The following is a 17,811-nucleotide window of genomic DNA, read 5'->3' on the forward strand; positions in this document are numbered from 1 at the left end:
GTATGACGACTCATACCCAAAATAATGTTTAATCCATTAACACTTATTTTTATATAACGATTTATATTATCTCAAATTTAAAACTTTTAAAACTTTTTTATCCGCATTTGGCTATTTTATGAGGCTCTGTTCGTGTGCGCATATTTCACTACCTTATACTGTTAGGCTGTTAGTATTATACGAATACGCTTTTTATGACTGGAGCGCTATATAAACCCTATTTATACATAGGTTAATTCCCATTTTTATGCCATTTGCGGTATCATAGGCGGATAATTTTTATTCCAATAAACTTACTCAACAAATAGGTGATTTTGTGCGTCAAATTCTAGTTACCAGTGCCCTTCCCTATGCCAATGGCCCCATCCACTTAGGACATCTTGTCGAGTACATTCAAACTGACATCTGGGTACGGGCGATGAAAGCCCAGGGCCATCAAGTAACCTATGTGTGCGCAGATGATGCACATGGCACGGCAATTATGCTAAAAGCGGAAGCAAACGGTATTACGCCAGAAGAACAAATTGCCAATGTAAAAGCCTCACACGAAGCTGACTTTAGTCAATTCTTGATTGATTTTGACAATTATCACACCACCCACTCTGAAGAAAACCGAGAGTTTTCTGAGCTGATTTACCGCCGTTTAAACAGTGAAGGTCATATCTCAACCAAAGATGTTGAGCAATTGTTTGATCCAGAAAAAAGTCTATTTTTAGCGGACCGTTTTGTAAAAGGCGAATGCCCAGAATGTGGTGCAGAAGATCAGTATGGGGATAACTGTGAAGTATGTGGCACCACTTATAATGCCACCGAACTTAAAAATCCGCACTCAACCTTATCTGGCGCAACCCCTATTTTAAAAACATCAAAGCATTACTTCTTTAACTTACCTGAGTTTTCCGAATTTTTGCAAAAATGGACCCACGATGAAGGCCGTCTCCAGCCTTCTGTTGCCAACAAGTTACAAGAATGGTTTGACGCTGGTCTAGCCAGTTGGGATATCTCACGTGATGCCCCTTACTTTGGCTTCCAGATCCCAGACACGCCAGCCGATGAGCCGGACAAATACTTTTATGTTTGGCTAGATGCGCCTGTGGGCTATATGGCCAGTTTCAAAAACTTATGCAAACAGCGCAAGGGTTCAACCGATCCATTAAAGCCAGAACTAAACTTTGATGATTATTGGTTAGAAGAAAATCAACACAAAACTGAGCTATATCACTTTATTGGTAAAGATATCGTCTATTTCCATGCCCTATTTTGGCCTGCAATGCTTGCTGGTAGTGAGTTTAGAACGCCGACGAGTATCTTTGCGCACGGCTTTTTGATGGTTAATGGCGAGAAAATGAGTAAATCTCGTGGTACTTTCATTCAAGCCGAAACCTTTGCTAAGCATTTGCACCCTGAATATCTACGCTATTATTTTGCGACCAAACTGTCAGATAAAGTAGAAGACATTAACCTAGATTTTGCTGACTTTATGCAAAAAGTAAACTCAGATATGGTCGGCAAAGTGGTCAACATCGCCAGTCGCAGTGCCGGCTTTATTGTCAAAAAGTATGACGGTATGTTGTCAGAAACCTGTGCTGAGCCTGAGCTATTAAACGACATCTTGCGCACAGGTGAAGAGATTGCCAATGCTTACGAAAATCGTGAGTTTAGCCGTGCGATGCGCCTAATTATGCAGTGTGCAGATAAGGCTAACGAATATATCGATAGCAAAAAGCCTTGGGCGATGGCCAAAGAAGAAGGCACTGAGCAAGACGTTCAAGAGGTGTGTTCGGTTGCTATCAACATCTTCCGCCAGTTGATGGTTTATCTTGCACCTGTATTGCCTGAGCTGACGGACAACGCCAAAGCCTTCTTGAACCTTGATGATTTAAGCTTTGCGAGCCGTCATGAGTTATTGCTCGGGCATAAAATCAATAAGTTTAAGCCATTAATGCAGCGTATTGAGCAGTCTCAAATCGATGCGTTAATTGAAGAGTCAAAGCAAGACTTAGCAGCAGCGGCAACGACTGGCACTGTCAAAGCTGATGCGAAAAACAATCAGAAAAAATTAGATAATAAAAAAGCGGATACTGCTGATACCATCGAGTTTGACGACTTTATGAAAGTTGAAATGACCGTGGCACATGTGGTTGAGTGCAACTATGTTGAAGGCGCTGATAAGCTGCTGCAATTTACGCTAGATATCGGTAAAGAGCAGACCATTAACGTCTTTAGCGGTATTCGTAAATTCTATGAGCCTGAACAATTAACGGGCAAAAAAGTGATTTGTGTCACTAACTTAGTGCCTCGCAAAATGAAGTTTGGCGTCTCTGAAGGTATGATTTTATCTTCAGGTGATCCAAAAACAGGCTTAGTGGTTGTCACCGTACCAGATGAGTGCCAAGTTGGTGACAAGCTGGCCTAATAGCTACTGTAAGAGATACGGCCAGATAGATAATAGGGCAACAGATTTCATGTCAATTGAGTGTATACTCTGACAACCTAGTCTTAGCCCTATATCCTAGATAATATTTATCATCTATCCAAAATCCATTTTATATTCAAAAACAGATACTCAAGCCTAATCTTGCAATAAACAAAAACAAGCTTGATGTAAAGCCGATGCTCGTCATCGGCTTTTATTTATCTTGTTCTACTTTTTTTATTTCTCTGTTGTGTTACATTATTATAATATACTCTTACATTCATGGAATAATTAACTCTTATGCTGCCAAATCTATTTCCCACCATAGACTCTGCCTCATCATTTGCATTGAGTCATAAGCTATCTAACGACTTACAGACTAGCCATTGTCAATTAAGCCAACCAAGCGATATAACCAAACAATCAAAAATTTGGCGTGGGCTACTGGCGCTTAGCATGGGTCTATCGCTAACCGCGTTAACAGCCTGTGGTGATAAGCCTGCCGAACATGCTAAACAGGCCAGCAATAACAAAGAAGCGAAAACCTTAGCCATTACTCAGGTTGTTGAGCATCCTTCACTTGATACAATACGCCGTGGCATTATTGAAGAGCTGGCCGAGCAAGATTATGTAGAAGGTGTAAACTTGACTGTAAACTTTCAGACTGCTCAAGGCAACATGGCGACAGCGGCACAAATTGCCAAGCAGTTTGCTGGTGATATGCCTGATGCCATCGTGGCAATTTCGACCCCATCAGCCCAGACCATTGTAGCCGCAACCAGTACCATTCCAGTTATTTACACTGCCATTTCAGATCCTGTGGCGGCAAAGCTGTTAGATAAGAACAACCATCCTACGCAGGCTAATGTGACAGGACTATCAAGCTTATTACCGATAGAGCCACCACTAGATTTAATTCAGAAGATTGTGCCTGATGTAAAGACCATTGGCTATGTATATAGCCCAGGTGAAGCCAACTCAGCAGTAGTGCTCAAGCAATTGCAAGACGCTGCTCCAGCACGTGGACTACAAATACTGGAAGTACCTGCGAATCGTCCAACCGATGTTGCCATGGCGACTCGCAGTCTTAATGGTCGTGCCGATGTGATTTACACCTCACTTGATAACAATGTGATTACCGCTTTTGAAGCGATGGCAAGCGCTGCTAATGAGATGGGTATTCCAGTCATCACATCAGATGAGTTCAGTGTACGTCGTGGTGCCACCGCTGGACTAGGTGTCAATGACTATGACTTTGGCCGAGTGACAGGAAAAATGGTGTACCGTGTTTTAAACGGTGAAGCCATCGCCGACATTAAGCCAGAGGTGATGAACACCTTAACTTTATATGTCAGCCCCACTCATGCCAAAGCACAAGGCGTCACACTTGACCCGTCAATTTTGGCAGATGCGATTAATGTCGATGAGGTTGCGCCCAGTCATTAACTGAAAAGTGAATATCAGTAATATTTTAACCACCCACAACTGCGTATTGGCGCTTTATGCAAATACGCTTTAACGGACTAACACCGCTTATTACCCCATATTTAGTGATTTACTCGTATTAACCGAATAACTCGTACTGAAAGAATAAGCACTATCATCTTTAGGAGAAGCATATGTTCCATTCAAACCGTCTGATCACCACCTTAATGTGGGGTGGCGTTGCGGCTGCAGTTTTAACTGGCTGTAATAAACCACAAGCCGATACATCTGAAGGCACAACTACGGTAGCTGAGGCAGATATCAAAAACGTTGCAATCACAGCCATTGTAGAGCACCCAGCACTTGACTCAGTACGTGAAGGCATTATCGAAGAGTTGGCTGCTGAAGGCTTTAAAGAAGGTGAAAACCTTAAAATTAATTTCCAAAGCGCACAGGGTAATACCGCCACTGCTGGTCAGATTGCCAAGCAGTTTATCGGTGATAATCCAGATGTTATCGTAGCCATTGCTACCCCTTCTGCTCAATCAGTTGCGGCAGCGACCAACACCATTCCTTTGGTATTCTCAGCGGTCACTGACCCTGTTGAAGCTAAGTTATTAAACTCGCTTGATGGCTCAGGCACTAACGTAACAGGCGCTTCTGATGCATTGCCTTATGCGCCTCAAGTCGAGCTAATGCAGCAAGTTATCCCTGAGCTAAAAAGTGTTGGTTATGTTTATAGTCCAGGCGAGGTCAACTCAACCATTGTATTAAAAAATCTAGAAGCACAATTGACGCCTATGGGTATTCAAGTTCACTCAGCGCCAGCACAAAAAAGTAATGATATTGCGATGGCTGCCCGTAGTATTGCAGATAAGGTAGATCTGATTTATACCTCAACTGACAATAACGTAGTTTCTGCTTATGAATCACTGTATCAGGTGGCAAAAGAAAGCAAAGTGCCATTAATTGCATCAGACACAGACTCTGTTGAGCGTGGTGCGATTGCAGCCTTGGGTGTCAACTATCATGCCCTTGGTCGTGAAACGGGTAAACTGGTTGTTCGTATTTTAAACGGTGAAGATCCAGGCTCTATCCCTGTATATACTCCGAAAGACTTAGATTTATACGTTAGCAAAAGCCATGCTGCCGAGCAAGGCATCGAGCTTTCACAAGCGCTATTAGATGAAGCAAAACAAGTACTAGATTAAGCTTCACACCACCTTTTGTTACAGCCATACGCCTATTAAAGTCTATTGAATATTGATGACGCAATGTATGGCTGTATCTTGTTTTATGCTTCTACCAATGTTTTGTGGTGTTTCATTTTTATATTATTTAAAATAAAATATTAAATACAGTCATACGCTTACAGGCATTGGCACACTTTAACCGCAGATGCACTCATCTGTTAAATACACTTTGTATACTATTAACTTATCTATCATTTAACTGACTGTTTTTAAAGTCATGTAGATGAGACCTAATAGCATATTAAATATGCAGCGGTGGTTTAATACCTCATGTCACTTATTGCTTTTTTTGGTGCTCTTGAAAGTGGTCTAATCTATGCGCTAGTAGCGCTAGGGGTTCTACTTTCGTTTCGCACATTAGACTTTCCTGATTTAACAGCCGATGGTAGCTTCCCACTTGGTGGGGCCATTGCTGGTATCTCTATTATCTCAGGCATCGACCCTTGGATTGCTTGTGGTCTTGGTATGCTTGCTGGCGCCCTTGCTGGTATGGTGACAGCGTTTTTGCACGTTAAGCTGGGCATATTGCAACTATTGGCCAGTATCTTGGTAATGGTTGCCTTGTACTCTGTCAACTTACGCATCATGGGCGCTCCAAACCTGCCCTTACTTGGTGAACAAACCATCTTTACTGACTTAGTGACCAATGAAAATGGCTATTGGATGCGCTGTGTCATCATAGGTGCTGTTGTTTTGGTTGCAAAGCTGGTATTGGACTGGTTCTTTAGTACCGAGTCAGGGCTGTCCATGCGTGCCACTGGCTCAAACTTACGTATGGCGCAAGCGCAAGGCATTAATACATCATGGATGACAGTGATCGGTATGGCCATCTCTAACGCCTTAATTGCGCTGGGTGGTGCCTTATTCGTACAGACACAAGGCAGTGCGGACATCTCTATCGGGGTTGGTACTATCGTTATTGGTCTGGCAGCCGTTATTATGGGTGAAACCATTTTACCAGCCAAACGTATCTGGTTAATTACTCTGGCCGTTATCCTTGGTGCCATTGTCTACCGCTTGATCATTCAGGTGGCGTTATCAAGTAAGCTACTGCGTGATATTGGATTTCAATCTTCAGACGTACAGCTACTAACCGCATTAATGGTGGTGTTAGCCTTAGTATTACCTAATATTAAATCGAAAATTCTATCTAAAATGAATTAAGGTGTGCGGCGTAACCCAGTCGTCCTCGAAAATATAGAAATGTTGTGTTAGTGGCTGGGTCATTAAACCCAAACCCTAGCAGTGAGAAGTAACAATTAAGGATAACGCATATGATGCAAGCCAATGACCTACGGTTAACCTTTAACCGAGGCACGCCTATTGAAAACCCTGCATTACGTGGCATTAGTCTCAACATCGCAGAAGGTGAATTTGTTACCGTTATCGGAACCAACGGTGCAGGCAAATCAACCTTTTTAAACGCCATCAGCGGTACCACACGGGTTGATACTGGCTCTATTTTATTAAATGGTATTGATGTTACTAAAAAAAATGCCCACCAACGAGCGCATTGGGTTGCCCGTGTTTTCCAAGATCCAATGGCTGGTACTTGCGAAGCCTTGACCATTGAAGAAAATTTAGCTTTAGCTTATAAACGTGGCGGCTCACGAGGACTTAAGTTTGCTTTAAACAATCACAATCGTGAGCTGTTCCGCGAGAAGCTGTCTATCCTAAAGCTGGGACTTGAAAACCGACTAACCGATAGAATGGGATTGTTATCCGGTGGTCAACGCCAAGCAGTTAGCTTGCTAATGGCGTCATTACAGCCATCAAAAATCTTATTGCTAGATGAGCATACCGCTGCCTTGGATCCTAAAACCGCTGCTTTCGTCTTGGAGCTGACGGACAAGATTGTTAATGATAATAATCTTACCACCATGATGGTCACTCACTCTATGCAGCAAGCGCTGACTCATGGAGATCGCACGGTTATGTTGCACCAAGGTCAGGTAGTTTTGGATGTGTCAGGTGATAAACGCCAAGGCATGAATGTTCATGACTTATTGGATATGTTTGAGCGTACTCGTGGTGAGAAGGTGGAAGATGACAGCTTATTGCTCGGTTAACGCTGATCACTAGATAATAGCTTATGGTTGGCTGCTTGCTGATTGTCACAGTCTCTTAAGCCTGCTAAATGAATGCCTATCCGTCTATGATGGGCATTTTTTTATTGGGTCAATTTAATTTAAACCAGTTATTTTTAAACCATTTAACTTAAGTCAGTTGTTTTAACCAAACATTAGTCTATTTTTTATTGCGCTGAAAATTATTTGGGTGTATATTTTGCTCATTAACAGTGCTTATTTTTATCTTATTTTTTGCCTTAGTTTCCGATATTGCTTTCTGAAATATCCGTCTGACTGCCCTATTAAAAAAACCTTAAGTTGTGTTTCTCTCCCTAACCTTCCTAGCTAGTCCTCTAGCAATTTTTGGAGTATTCAATAATGAAAAACCCGTTAGCCGCTATCACTGCCACAGCGTTTATGGTAAGTCTGCTGTCTGCTTGTGTGGTATCACCTAGCAGCGGTGACAGTGAGGTTATTGCACAGCCAGCACCTATTCATGTGCCGATTATTATTGATGTAAAAACGGAAAATATTGATGGCATCCAAAACAGCAAGGATCAAAAAGACAAAAACAAATTGGACAACGCAGACAAGTCAATTCATGCTTGTACGCTAAGCGCCTTTACCCATCAATATCGTTCCGAAAACACCAATAGAGGTCGCGCACGTCTTGATGTCAAAAAACAATGTATGAGTCAGTTTCATGAGATGTTTTGTCGTGACCAAGACATCAAATGTACTGAGTACAATTAATCTGACCCCATAAACTGTACTCACTACTCAACAGTATCTGGTATCTGGCTTAGCGCTAAGCACAATAAGTACAATAAGTACAATAAGTACAATAAGCACAATAAGGACAATAAGCACAATAAGTACAATAAGTACAATAAGTACAATAAGTACAATAAGTACAATAAGTACAATAAGCACAAAAAAAACCTAACAATCATTGTTAGGTTTTTTTATTGCAGTATAGATTTGTCGAAGCTAATTAGAGCTTATACCTTTTCTAAAAAATAACCTATCTTTGTCAAACTCGCTAAACCTACTACTTGTAGCGTTTGCACTCGTTTTCCTCGATAGCTTAATTTTTAGATTTGGTATTATACAGGTCTTAAATATCAAACTCTAAAGCACGGTCACCTTGCTCGTCTTGAATACGGGTTGGCAGACCGATTTGGTTAAGTAGATTGATAAATGGCTTCACGTCTAGCTCTTCAACGTTTGCCATATGACCCACGTCCCACTCACCTGTGGCAACTAACATAGCAGCGGCGACAGGCGGCACGCCAGCAGTATAAGAGATACCTTGGCTGCCGACTTCGTTATAAGCATCTTTGTGATCTGATACGTTGTAGATAAAGACTTCCGTGTCTACCCCGTTAATCTTACCTTTAACTTTGTCACCAATACAGGTTTTTCCCGTATAGTTTGGCGCCAGCGAGCTTGGATCTGGTAATACAGCTTTCACTACTTTTAACGGCACAACTTCTTGACCTTCCGCTGTGATTACTGGCTGCTCGGATAACAAACCTAGGTTTTTTAGCACAGTAAAGACATTAATATAGTGCTCACCAAAGCCCATCCAAAAACGAATATTAGGCACATCTAAGTTGGCAGATAATGAGTGGATTTCGTCATGACCACTAAGGTAGCTATTTTGCACACCAACCACTGGCAAATCATCGGTACGCTTAACCTCAAACATCTTGTTAGACTGCCACTGACTATTTTGCCACGAGTAAACCGTCCCAGTAAACTCACGGAAATTAATCTCAGGATCAAAGTTAGTTGCAAAATACTTACCATGATTACCCGCATTGATATCTATAATATCAATATCAGTGACCGAACCTTTATCCATCATATCATAGCCGATACGTGCATAAGCATTGACCACACCAGGATCAAAACCTGCACCTAAAATGGCAGTGATCTTGTTATCAGCACAGCGCTGTTTGCGCTTCCATTCATAGTTGGCGTACCAAGGTGGGGTTTCACAGATTTTGCGTGGATCTTCATGAATGGCGGTATCAATATAAGCGGCACCAGTATTGATACAAGCCTCAAGCACCGTCATATTCACAAATGCAGAACCCACGTTAATGACTATCTGCGTATCTGTCTGCTTTATTAACTCCGCCACAGCCTCTGAATCCATCGCGTCGACTTCGTGTGTGTGCAAAGTTGCTGGCTGCTTAAAGCTACCTTTTTCTGCCACACTGTCCGCAATGGCATCACACTTGGCCTTGGTACGAGAAGCAATATGAATCTCGCCCAACACCTCATTATTCATCGCACACTTATGGGCAACCACTTGTGCCACACCACCTGCACCGATGATCAATACGTTACGTTTTGCTTGAGTAGTCACTCTAAAAATCCTCCTTAGTGGGTCAGCTTATTTGTAGACAAGTGACGCCGTGAATGTTGTGCGTGAATTAAAAAGGAAGAAATAGGAAAACCCACGCACCCGAATAAAATACAACCAAAACCAGATACAGCTAAAAGTAAGATTGAACAAAAATAAATTAACCCAGACCCTATAAAAGAGCCCGCAATTATAAGATGAAATACAAAATTTTATGACCTTTAATTTAGGATCTCACTCAAGATAAACTGGCTTTAAAATCAGCATAGCCAAAGGTCTTTTGTACTTTTAACTCACCTTGCTCATCACATATCACAATCGAAGGCATCGCTACCCCATTGAACCAGTTTTTCTTCACCATGGTATAGCCAGCCGCATTGCCAAACGCTACTTTATCACCAATGGCCAATGGTTTATCTAACTCATACTCACCGAAGATATCACCGGCTAGGCATGATTTACCATAAATAATGGTGCTGTTATCGGTTTCCTGTGAGGTGATATGACAATTGTGGTCATTGACTTGAACCAGCGGCGCGGTTTCACGATAGATTAATAAATCTAGCATATGCGCTTCAATTGACGCATCGACGACCGCCAATGGCTTGCCATTGTGCAGGGTATCTAATACTGTTGTTACCAGTTTAGCGGCTTGATGAATACAGGCCTCACCTGGCTCAAGATACACTTGCACCCCGTATTTTTCACTAAAGTCTTTTAAACGCTTGGCCAATTCTTCAAGCGGATAATCTGGTGCAATAAAGTGAATACCGCCGCCTAAGCTAACCCACTCAAGATGATGAAACAGCTCACCAAATTTGCTTTCAATGTCATCAAGGCTGGCACTAAAGGCTTCAAAGCTGTCGTTTTCACAATTGTTATGAATCATTACCCCTGTGATATCGGCAATGACCTGATGGATTTTATCAGGATCATGCTCACCCAAGCGACTAAAAGGACGGGCGGGATCAGCAATAATAAAAGAGGAGTTACTGGTTTTAGGATTGATGCGTAATCCAACAGGCACACCTTTTGAGTGAGCCTTATCTTTAAACGCGTGTAGCTGATTGAATGAGTTAAAAATAATTTTATCAGCGTAACTTAATACCTCATCAATTTCATCTGCACTATATGCGACACTATACGCATGGGTTTCTTTACCTGGCGTATTGCCAAACTCTTCTTTACCCAAACGCACTTCATTTAATGATGAAGATGTCGTGCCATGCAAATAGGGCTTCATCTCCTCAAACACGCCCCAAGTCGCAAAGCATTTCAGTGCTAACAATGCCTTGGCACCAGATAAATCACATAGGCGCTTTACAGTTGCAAGGTTTTGCTTTAAGGCAGGGATATCGATTTGATAATAAGGTGTGGTGAGCATAGGCCATTCCTAAGCAGTTAACAATAAAGTTGAGTTAAACATATAGATATGGTTAAACATATAAATGACGTTAACAACACAAAGAAGCGTTTTTTGACCTTGCGATTATGGGTAGATTGCTACCAAAATTCAAGCTATTTTTATTGATTTTATCTTACGCTCTAATAGCTTTATGACAACGCTTTAAACCAAATGACAGGACTTCAATCTAACAGAGCTTTAAACCGATTAAGTTATTGATGAATATCTTTTAGTGGAAAGTCGATTTTTTTGCCATTAGGATGGAACGCATAACAGACCACTTCTCTATCACCATCTTTCCAGCTTGTCTCGGTTGGCGTGAGTACTGACATCTCATAAAATGATTTTTTGTACGCCACTCCAATGTACTTTTTATATTTATCCTCACAAACATCAAGCATGCTGTTTAACAAAGCTTCTGTCTCGTTATACTTCTCAGCATCTGGCAGGTTAAAAATATAATATATTTCGTTGTCATGAAAGCGGTGACAATCAACAATCGGGAAGTTATCAGCAGCCGTATTTCGCTGATCATCAATAATCAAATCTTCTTCGCTTGGATCATCAAAACACATGCCCACCAATAAGTTATTGACTTCATTATTCACGTTAATATCTAGCTCATGTTGTGGTGAGCAGCCAACATTGAACACAGCAAGCAAGCCTAGTAGTAACCCCACAAGACTCACCTTTCGTTGTGACATACTCGTCGTTTTGATATGTGTGTGTGCTTGATTATATTTGAGCATAATTTGTCTTTGTATAATTTGTCTTTGTATAATTGGTATAAGCTTCGCTTAAATAAAGTTGCGAGTGAGTTATGGACTGCAATTCGTTGAACTTAATTAAATAAGGAGTTGTCAAACCACACTATCTTGCCAAATATTCGGTCATATCTTCTACGCCATGCAGGGTCATCGGATACATATGGCCTTTCATTAGTTTTTTAATCTCACCTATGGTATGGGTATATTGCCAGTACGCCTGATCTTCTGGATTTAACCAAGCCACTTTATCAAAGTGTTCAAGCACCCTTTTTAACCAGACCGCCCCAGGCTCAGCATTCATATATTCGACACTACCCCCTACTGAAAACAGCTCATAAGGAGACATGGACGCATCACCAACGAAGATGACTCGATATTCTCGCCCATATTTTTGTAACAACTCCATGGTCGGCGTTCGCTCAGCATGACGGCGCTGGTTGTTTTTCCACACAAAGTCATAAAGACAGTTATGAAAATAATAAAACTCTAAAGTTTTAAACTCATTTTTAGCAGCTGAAAAAAGCTTTTCTAGCGCTTCAATATGGATATCCATACTACCACCAACATCAAACAGCATCAGCACCTTTACCCGATTACGGCGCTCAGGCTGCATCTGAATATCCAACACCCCTTTTTGTGCGGTACGCTTAATGGTCTGCCCAATATCAAGCTCATCAGCGCTGCCAGTACGTGCAAACTGGCGCAAATTGCGTAGCGCCATTTGTAATTGGCGGGTACCTAGTTGCTTGTCATCATCCAAATCACGATACTTACGCTGCTCCCAAACTTTGACCGCACTGCGCTTACGTGACTCACCACCGACACGCACCCCTTCTGGATGATCTCCATAAGCCCCGAAAGGAGATGTACCGCCAGTTCCAACCCATTTACTACCGCCTTGATGGCGCTCTTTTTGTTCTTTGAGTCGCTCCTCTAAAGCCTTCATCAGATCTTCTAGTGAGTCGTATTTTTTGAGTAAACGGCGCTGCTCTTCGGTTAGGTTTTTGGGGTCTAACTTTAAGTCCAGCCATTCTTGTGGGATATCGGTTAGCTTAGACATTAGCTCATCAATATCCAAACTATCCACTCCTTCAAAATAATCGGCCATAGCACGGTCAAATTTATCAAAATGACGCTCATCTTTGACCATACACAGCTTAATTAGCCGATACATATCCTCACGACTGGCAAACGTCCATAAGCCCTTATTATCAGGATCATCGGAAGACAGCACTGGATGTGGCTGACGCATCAAGCCCTTATCCAGCGCTGCATTTAAGTCGAGTAGCTCACGGGTACTAACTGGTACACCATACGCTCGCAAGGTATAAAATAATTTGACAAACATAGCCGCCCTCTTGATTCTAAATTAGAAACGATGTGTCAACGACTAGCGATTCATCAAGTTAGCAAAGCGCTGCAATAAGCTGATATCGGCTTCGTTTTTTAACAACGCACCATACAGTGGCGGAATCGACTTTTCACCACGTAAGTTTTCTTCAAGCTCCTCTTGCGCCATATCATCTGCTAATAATAATGTCAGCCAGTCCACTAGCTCTGAGGTTGAGGGTGGCTTTTTTAAGCCTTGAATATTGCGTAATTTATAGAAAATATCTAGTGCGTCATTCACCAGTTTTTCTTGAATATTTGGAAAGTGAACATCGACAATTTGACGCATCGTCTGCTCATCTGGGAAATCAATATAATGGAAAAAACAGCGGCGTAAAAAGGCATCAGGCAACTCTTTTTCATTATTTGAGGTAATAATCACCACAGGACGCTGCTCAGCAACTATCGTCTCTCCCGTCTCATAAACATAAAACGACATCTGATCTAGCTCATGTAGTAAGTCATTAGGAAATTCAATATCTGCTTTATCAATTTCATCAATCAATAGCACACTGCGCTGCTCAGATGTAAAGGCCTCCCACAGCTTACCAGGCTTGATATAGTTGTTGATATCATAAACTTTATCATCACCAAGCTGTGAATCTCGAAGACGTGATACGGCATCATATTCATACAGACCTTGCTCGGCTTTGGTGGTTGACTTAATGTGCCAGGTAATCAATGGCATCCCAAGACTTTGCGCTACCTCTTCGGCCAGTAAGGTTTTACCTGTACCTGGTTCACCTTTAATCAAAAGCGGCTTTTGCAGAGTAATGGCCGCATTCACTGCAAGCTGCAAATCTTCGGTGGCAATATAGCTTTGCGTGCCAGTAAACAGGGTATTTTGATCCTGATTATTAGGATTATCACTGGGTTGACTGCTGTAACTATTTTGGCTCATAACAAACATCTCGCTAACTTAAAGGTGAGTTATCTAAAAAACAAACTTAAAAATTGTTATATAAAACTTAAAGGTTGCAATATAGTTTATCAAGCTATTACTGGTCTTGTAAGTGACCTATTGATAAATAATAACAAATACTAAACGACATTGAATACGGATGAAAGCTAACTGACGGCTAGATACAATGAGATACAATGAGATACAATGAGATACAAAATAATACCTGGGTCAGTCAGCGTCATGAATATGAGGTACTGCAAGACGGCTATCCCATATAGAGTATAGCCAATATAGAATATAGTAAGTAAATTAGAATATAGTGTGTGAACAGGGCAACGTTTTACTTACTTTATAGCCATTACTTTCACAAATTTAGGATATGGCGTGCATATATTTAGGCTATTGCTGCTAATATCCCTGTACTGTTTGGGGTAAGCTCACAGTTACTAGAGCCTGTTAAAACCAGACCTTCAGAATATAAAAGCTTAAAGCATATTAAAAACAACTAGGGCGCATCTCTATTTGGTTGGTTTGGCTAAAAATGAAATAGATTTTTGTTAATAAAAGTAAATTTTTTCAGAGAATATAGACATTTTTAGCCCATCAATCGCCAAGGACCAATTGCAGCACCCTAGCTATCCTCTGGCTTGTTGGCAGCCTGTTCATTAGCAACCTGTTCACTGCTAATAGTAGATGGCTGTTGTACTGGACGATCTGCTGGCTTAGCTAACATCTCTTCTTTTCTATTGTTGCTTAGTTCTTTGTTATTGCTTAGCTCAGTATCAACCTCATCAGTCAACTGCGCATAATTACCTGACGCCAATTGCAATTTTTGCTGTTCATCAATACGAGGTGAATCACTGGTTTTTTCAATATTTGATTCAATGATACTTTTGATCATTTGCCAAATAAAGCCTAGCATCATACCAGCAGAAAATACCACCAAAATTGGCAGCAAGTTGCGCATTGCCATCCCCGGCTCTTTCATCAATAGGCTATATAGCACACCTATACTGGCTGGTGCTACCTCACCTGAATTCCCCGTCGCTGACCCAGGCGCAAACAAAATAGCAAATATTGCCATCCAACTCATACCGCCAATTGGGCTTGGCAAGACTTTGACCACAAATAGCCAAAGCAATAATACTATCGCCGAAAACCCAATATAAGCATACATAGGCAACATATCAGGCGGCACATCTGCTACAAAGTGACTCCACCAAATTGTCACTCGGCTTGCCACCTCGCTGATGTCATCTAGTGGTAAATTAGAAACTATGTTGCGTAACCAGTCCATGCAATGCTCAGTCTAAAATTAAAATTGGTTAAGATTAAATCTTCGATTTTATCGGTTATATTCTATCATGACTTACTCAATAATAAACCTGCCACATTTTAAATGTATTTTGACAAAAAACAAAAACTATCTTAACTGAAACATATCTAAAACCACTTAGGTGTCGTTATTAGCTGTCGCTGATTTGATGTTACTCACTATTTTAATATGACCCACTATTTTAATATGACTCACTACTAGAGACATGCTCTAGCACAATTAATCGTAACGATTGTCTTGTGACTCTTTCATACGTGCTTGCGCTTGGGCTAACAGGACATCTGACGGCGGTGTCTGTACAAAATAGCCTTGGGCGTCAAGTTTAGCCATTACTTCATGTATATCAACTCGAGCCAACCTTTTGGTCTCTGCCAAATCCAAATGCATCAAAAACTTGGCTTCACCTAAGCTTTGGCGCAGCTCTTTTGGTAATACGCCTAGCCAGTCTTTTATTTCATCAGTATCATTGGGATAGTCAGGACGAGCGATATAGACATACATTTCACTGTGCTTAGGGAATTTATAAATGTCGCAATGCATATCAAATAGTACCTTTTACAGAAACTTGTTATCAGCCGCTATTGTAACACGCCTTGAGCCAGCTTAGGGTTGCTTCAACGCTTATTAACGCTCAACCCGTCAGCCTTCAATTAAAAACGGTAAAATTTGTCACTTGTAAAATAGTGTAACACCTTTCATAATAGCACTGTTATTCAGGAGAGCGCAGTAGCCTATACCGTCGTTAGACAGTAGCGACTATGACTGCCACCGAAGGCGTAAGCACCCTGCCAATCGCTCAGGTAACCGGACTGAAAGACTCATTATCTTAGCAACAAATAAATACGCTAAGACTTATTTCAAAGTCACTATTAACTAGCATATCAATCCTTTTTATGTTGGCTAATAGACTTTGGAATCAAAATGACAAATCTGGAGAGAGATACAAACAAAGTGCTACACGAGAAGCACTAGCTTGTGTCCACCGAAGGGGAAAAGATAGCTTAGTTTTAGGTAATCTGCTTGAATATCTACTGGCTTGAATATCTAATGATAGCAACTGGATATTTAAAACTAAACTATTGAAAATCTCAGGTAACAGGACAGATGGGGCAAATAAATCAATGAAGGTATCTCATCAGTGCAAGCTGCACCAAAGCGATATGTATTGCTTTTGGACACAGCTTGGGTACAGATAGATAGTTCTTATTGGCTTATTTGCCCTTTTTTTTATATTTTTTAGGGTTGTATTTCAACCACAAGTTTACAAAAACCACAAGGATTTGTCATGAGCACATTACAACGTACGCCTTTTTATCAATCTCATATAGACGCTGGCGGCAAGCTGGTTGACTTCTCAGGCTGGGAATTACCCATTCATTATGGATCTCAAATTGATGAACATGAGGCCGTCCGTACCGATGCTGGTATGTTTGATGTATCACACATGGTCATCACTGACGTAGCAGGTAAAGAGTCAAAAGCATGGCTGCAAAAGCTACTTGCTAACGATGTTGCCAAACTAAAAACCGTTGGTAAAGCCTTATACTCTGCCATGCTAAATGAAGAAGGCGGCATTATTGATGACCTGATTGTCTACTTAATGAACGAAGCAGAAACTAAGTACCGCATCGTCTCAAACGCAGCCACTCGTGACAAAGACCTGGCACAATTTAACAAAGTTGCCGCTGAATTTGACGTTGAGTTAACTGAGCGTCCTGAGCTTGCCATGCTTGCGGTTCAAGGCCCACAAGCGGTTGCTAAACTAAAACAAGCCAAGCCTGAATGGACAGAAACACTAGATACCATTAAGCCATTTGTTGGTGCTGACTTGACTGATATCGAAGGCGATAACTGGTTTGTGGCACGTACGGGCTACACAGGTGAAGATGGTGTAGAAGTCATCTTGCCAGGTGAGCAAGCACAGGCCTTTTATAGTTTATTATTAGAAAATGGCATTAAACCTGCCGGCCTTGGCGCTCGTGATACCTTGCGCATGGAAGCTGGCATGAACCTATATGGTCACGATATGGATGAGACTACCAGTCCTTATGAGTGCAATATGGGCTGGACGTTGGCGTTAAAAGATGAGCGTGACTTTATCGGTCGTGAGGCGCTGGTTAATAAGCGCAAACAGTCTAAAGAAGACGGCACTGCTATGAAGCAAGTGGGTTTATTACTAGAAACCCGTGGCGTGTTGCGTGAAGGCATGACTGTGACCATTAACCAAGGCACTGACAATGAACAAACTGGCACCATCACCAGTGGTACTTTCTCACCGAGCCTAAAACAGTCAATCGCCATTGCCCGTGTTCCGGCCACTCTTAGCGATGAAGACAGCGTGCAAGTTGATTTGCGCGGTAAAGGCAAGTTTGTTGATTTGCGCGTATTAAAGCTGCCTTTTGTACGTAACGGCCAAAAGCAATTTGACTAATTTTTTTAACCCATTTATTTATTGCAGCCCATTTTAGCTTTT

Annotated in this window: 14 protein-coding genes and 2 riboswitches; of the genes, 7 read left to right on the forward strand and 7 right to left on the reverse strand. The window is 41.5% G+C overall.

What is annotated here, in order from left to right; all coding sequences use genetic code 11:
• Positions 1–316 precede the first annotated feature (316 nt).
• The 6 genes from metG to H140_RS0109055 all read left to right on the forward strand — a co-directional run bounded on the left by metG (position 317) and on the right by H140_RS0109055 (position 7,916).
• Entirely contained in the window at positions 317–2,416 is a 2,100-nt protein-coding gene (gene metG / locus H140_RS0109030; RefSeq protein ID WP_019673336.1) for a methionine--tRNA ligase, read from the forward strand.
• A gap of 456 nt (positions 2,417–2,872) precedes the next feature.
• The gene (locus tag H140_RS0109035; RefSeq protein ID WP_083932732.1) at positions 2,873–3,862 is read left to right on the forward strand and encodes an ABC transporter substrate-binding protein; all 990 of its coding nucleotides are present in this window, start codon (positions 2,873–2,875) and stop codon (positions 3,860–3,862) included.
• A 173-nt stretch (positions 3,863–4,035) separates the two neighbouring features.
• Complete coding sequence (locus H140_RS0109040; protein ID WP_019673338.1) at positions 4,036–5,052, forward strand: ABC transporter substrate-binding protein; 1,017 nt, start codon at positions 4,036–4,038, stop codon at positions 5,050–5,052.
• A 312-nt stretch (positions 5,053–5,364) separates the two neighbouring features.
• Positions 5,365–6,258 (forward strand): ABC transporter permease, encoded by an 894-nt coding sequence (locus H140_RS0109045; protein ID WP_019673339.1) that lies wholly within the window; start codon positions 5,365–5,367, stop codon positions 6,256–6,258.
• Positions 6,259–6,368: 110 nt separating this feature from the next.
• Complete coding sequence (locus tag H140_RS0109050; RefSeq protein ID WP_019673340.1) at positions 6,369–7,163, forward strand: ABC transporter ATP-binding protein; 795 nt, start codon at positions 6,369–6,371, stop codon at positions 7,161–7,163.
• A 378-nt stretch (positions 7,164–7,541) separates the two neighbouring features.
• The gene (locus H140_RS0109055; protein ID WP_019673341.1) at positions 7,542–7,916 is read left to right on the forward strand and encodes a hypothetical protein; all 375 of its coding nucleotides are present in this window, start codon (positions 7,542–7,544) and stop codon (positions 7,914–7,916) included.
• Between the two features lie 364 nt (positions 7,917–8,280).
• On the opposite strand, the gene H140_RS0109065 is transcribed toward H140_RS0109055, so the two are convergent.
• From H140_RS0109065 to H140_RS0109095, 7 genes are all read right to left on the reverse strand, one after another.
• On the reverse strand, positions 8,281–9,540 hold the full coding sequence (locus H140_RS0109065) for a saccharopine dehydrogenase family protein (protein WP_019673343.1): 1,260 nt from the start codon (positions 9,538–9,540) through the stop codon (positions 8,281–8,283).
• Between the two features lie 235 nt (positions 9,541–9,775).
• On the reverse strand, positions 9,776–10,921 hold the full coding sequence (gene nspC, locus H140_RS0109070; protein WP_019673344.1) for a carboxynorspermidine decarboxylase: 1,146 nt from the start codon (positions 10,919–10,921) through the stop codon (positions 9,776–9,778).
• 233 nt (positions 10,922–11,154) lie between these two features.
• Positions 11,155–11,691: a septum formation family protein gene (locus H140_RS0109075; RefSeq protein ID WP_019673345.1), complete on the reverse strand. Its 537-nt coding sequence runs from the start codon at positions 11,689–11,691 to the stop codon at positions 11,155–11,157.
• A gap of 121 nt (positions 11,692–11,812) precedes the next feature.
• Positions 11,813–13,057: a vWA domain-containing protein gene (locus tag H140_RS0109080; protein WP_019673346.1), complete on the reverse strand. Its 1,245-nt coding sequence runs from the start codon at positions 13,055–13,057 to the stop codon at positions 11,813–11,815.
• Between the two features lie 42 nt (positions 13,058–13,099).
• Entirely contained in the window at positions 13,100–14,008 is a 909-nt protein-coding gene (locus H140_RS0109085) for an AAA family ATPase (RefSeq protein WP_019673347.1), read from the reverse strand.
• A gap of 625 nt (positions 14,009–14,633) precedes the next feature.
• Positions 14,634–15,299, reverse strand: coding sequence for a hypothetical protein (locus tag H140_RS0109090; protein ID WP_019673348.1), 666 nt, complete (start codon positions 15,297–15,299; stop codon positions 14,634–14,636).
• 258 nt (positions 15,300–15,557) lie between these two features.
• On the reverse strand, positions 15,558–15,878 hold the full coding sequence (locus H140_RS0109095) for a YcgL domain-containing protein (protein ID WP_026348984.1): 321 nt from the start codon (positions 15,876–15,878) through the stop codon (positions 15,558–15,560).
• 164 nt (positions 15,879–16,042) lie between these two features.
• A riboswitch (glycine riboswitch) is annotated at positions 16,043–16,160 on the forward strand.
• Positions 16,161–16,258: 98 nt separating this feature from the next.
• A riboswitch (glycine riboswitch) is annotated at positions 16,259–16,452 on the forward strand.
• 171 nt (positions 16,453–16,623) lie between these two features.
• Between H140_RS0109095 and gcvT the strand changes: the two genes are divergently transcribed.
• Positions 16,624–17,769, forward strand: coding sequence for a glycine cleavage system aminomethyltransferase GcvT (gcvT, locus tag H140_RS0109100; protein ID WP_019673350.1), 1,146 nt, complete (start codon positions 16,624–16,626; stop codon positions 17,767–17,769).
• Positions 17,770–17,811 lie beyond the last annotated feature (42 nt).

The sequence above is a fragment of the Psychrobacter lutiphocae DSM 21542 genome (assembly GCF_000382145.1).
Classification (GTDB): domain Bacteria; phylum Pseudomonadota; class Gammaproteobacteria; order Pseudomonadales; family Moraxellaceae; genus Psychrobacter; species Psychrobacter lutiphocae.

Coding starts and splice junctions, on each gene's coding strand:
- nspC (WP_019673344.1), bottom strand. CDS start 10,921: ATGCTCACCACACCTTATTATCAAATCGATATCCCTGCCTTAAAGCAA.
- H140_RS0109075 (WP_019673345.1), bottom strand. CDS start 11,691: ATGCTCAAATATAATCAAGCACACACACATATCAAAACGACGAGTATG.
- H140_RS0109090 (WP_019673348.1), bottom strand. CDS start 15,299: ATGGACTGGTTACGCAACATAGTTTCTAATTTACCACTAGATGACATC.
- H140_RS0109035 (WP_083932732.1), top strand. CDS start 2,873: ATGGGTCTATCGCTAACCGCGTTAACAGCCTGTGGTGATAAGCCTGCC.
- H140_RS0109080 (WP_019673346.1), bottom strand. CDS start 13,057: ATGTTTGTCAAATTATTTTATACCTTGCGAGCGTATGGTGTACCAGTT.
- H140_RS0109095 (WP_026348984.1), bottom strand. CDS start 15,878: ATGCATTGCGACATTTATAAATTCCCTAAGCACAGTGAAATGTATGTC.
- H140_RS0109055 (WP_019673341.1), top strand. CDS start 7,542: ATGAAAAACCCGTTAGCCGCTATCACTGCCACAGCGTTTATGGTAAGT.
- H140_RS0109085 (WP_019673347.1), bottom strand. CDS start 14,008: ATGTTTGTTATGAGCCAAAATAGTTACAGCAGTCAACCCAGTGATAAT.
- H140_RS0109050 (WP_019673340.1), top strand. CDS start 6,369: ATGATGCAAGCCAATGACCTACGGTTAACCTTTAACCGAGGCACGCCT.
- H140_RS0109045 (WP_019673339.1), top strand. CDS start 5,365: ATGTCACTTATTGCTTTTTTTGGTGCTCTTGAAAGTGGTCTAATCTAT.
- H140_RS0109040 (WP_019673338.1), top strand. CDS start 4,036: ATGTTCCATTCAAACCGTCTGATCACCACCTTAATGTGGGGTGGCGTT.
- gcvT (WP_019673350.1), top strand. CDS start 16,624: ATGAGCACATTACAACGTACGCCTTTTTATCAATCTCATATAGACGCT.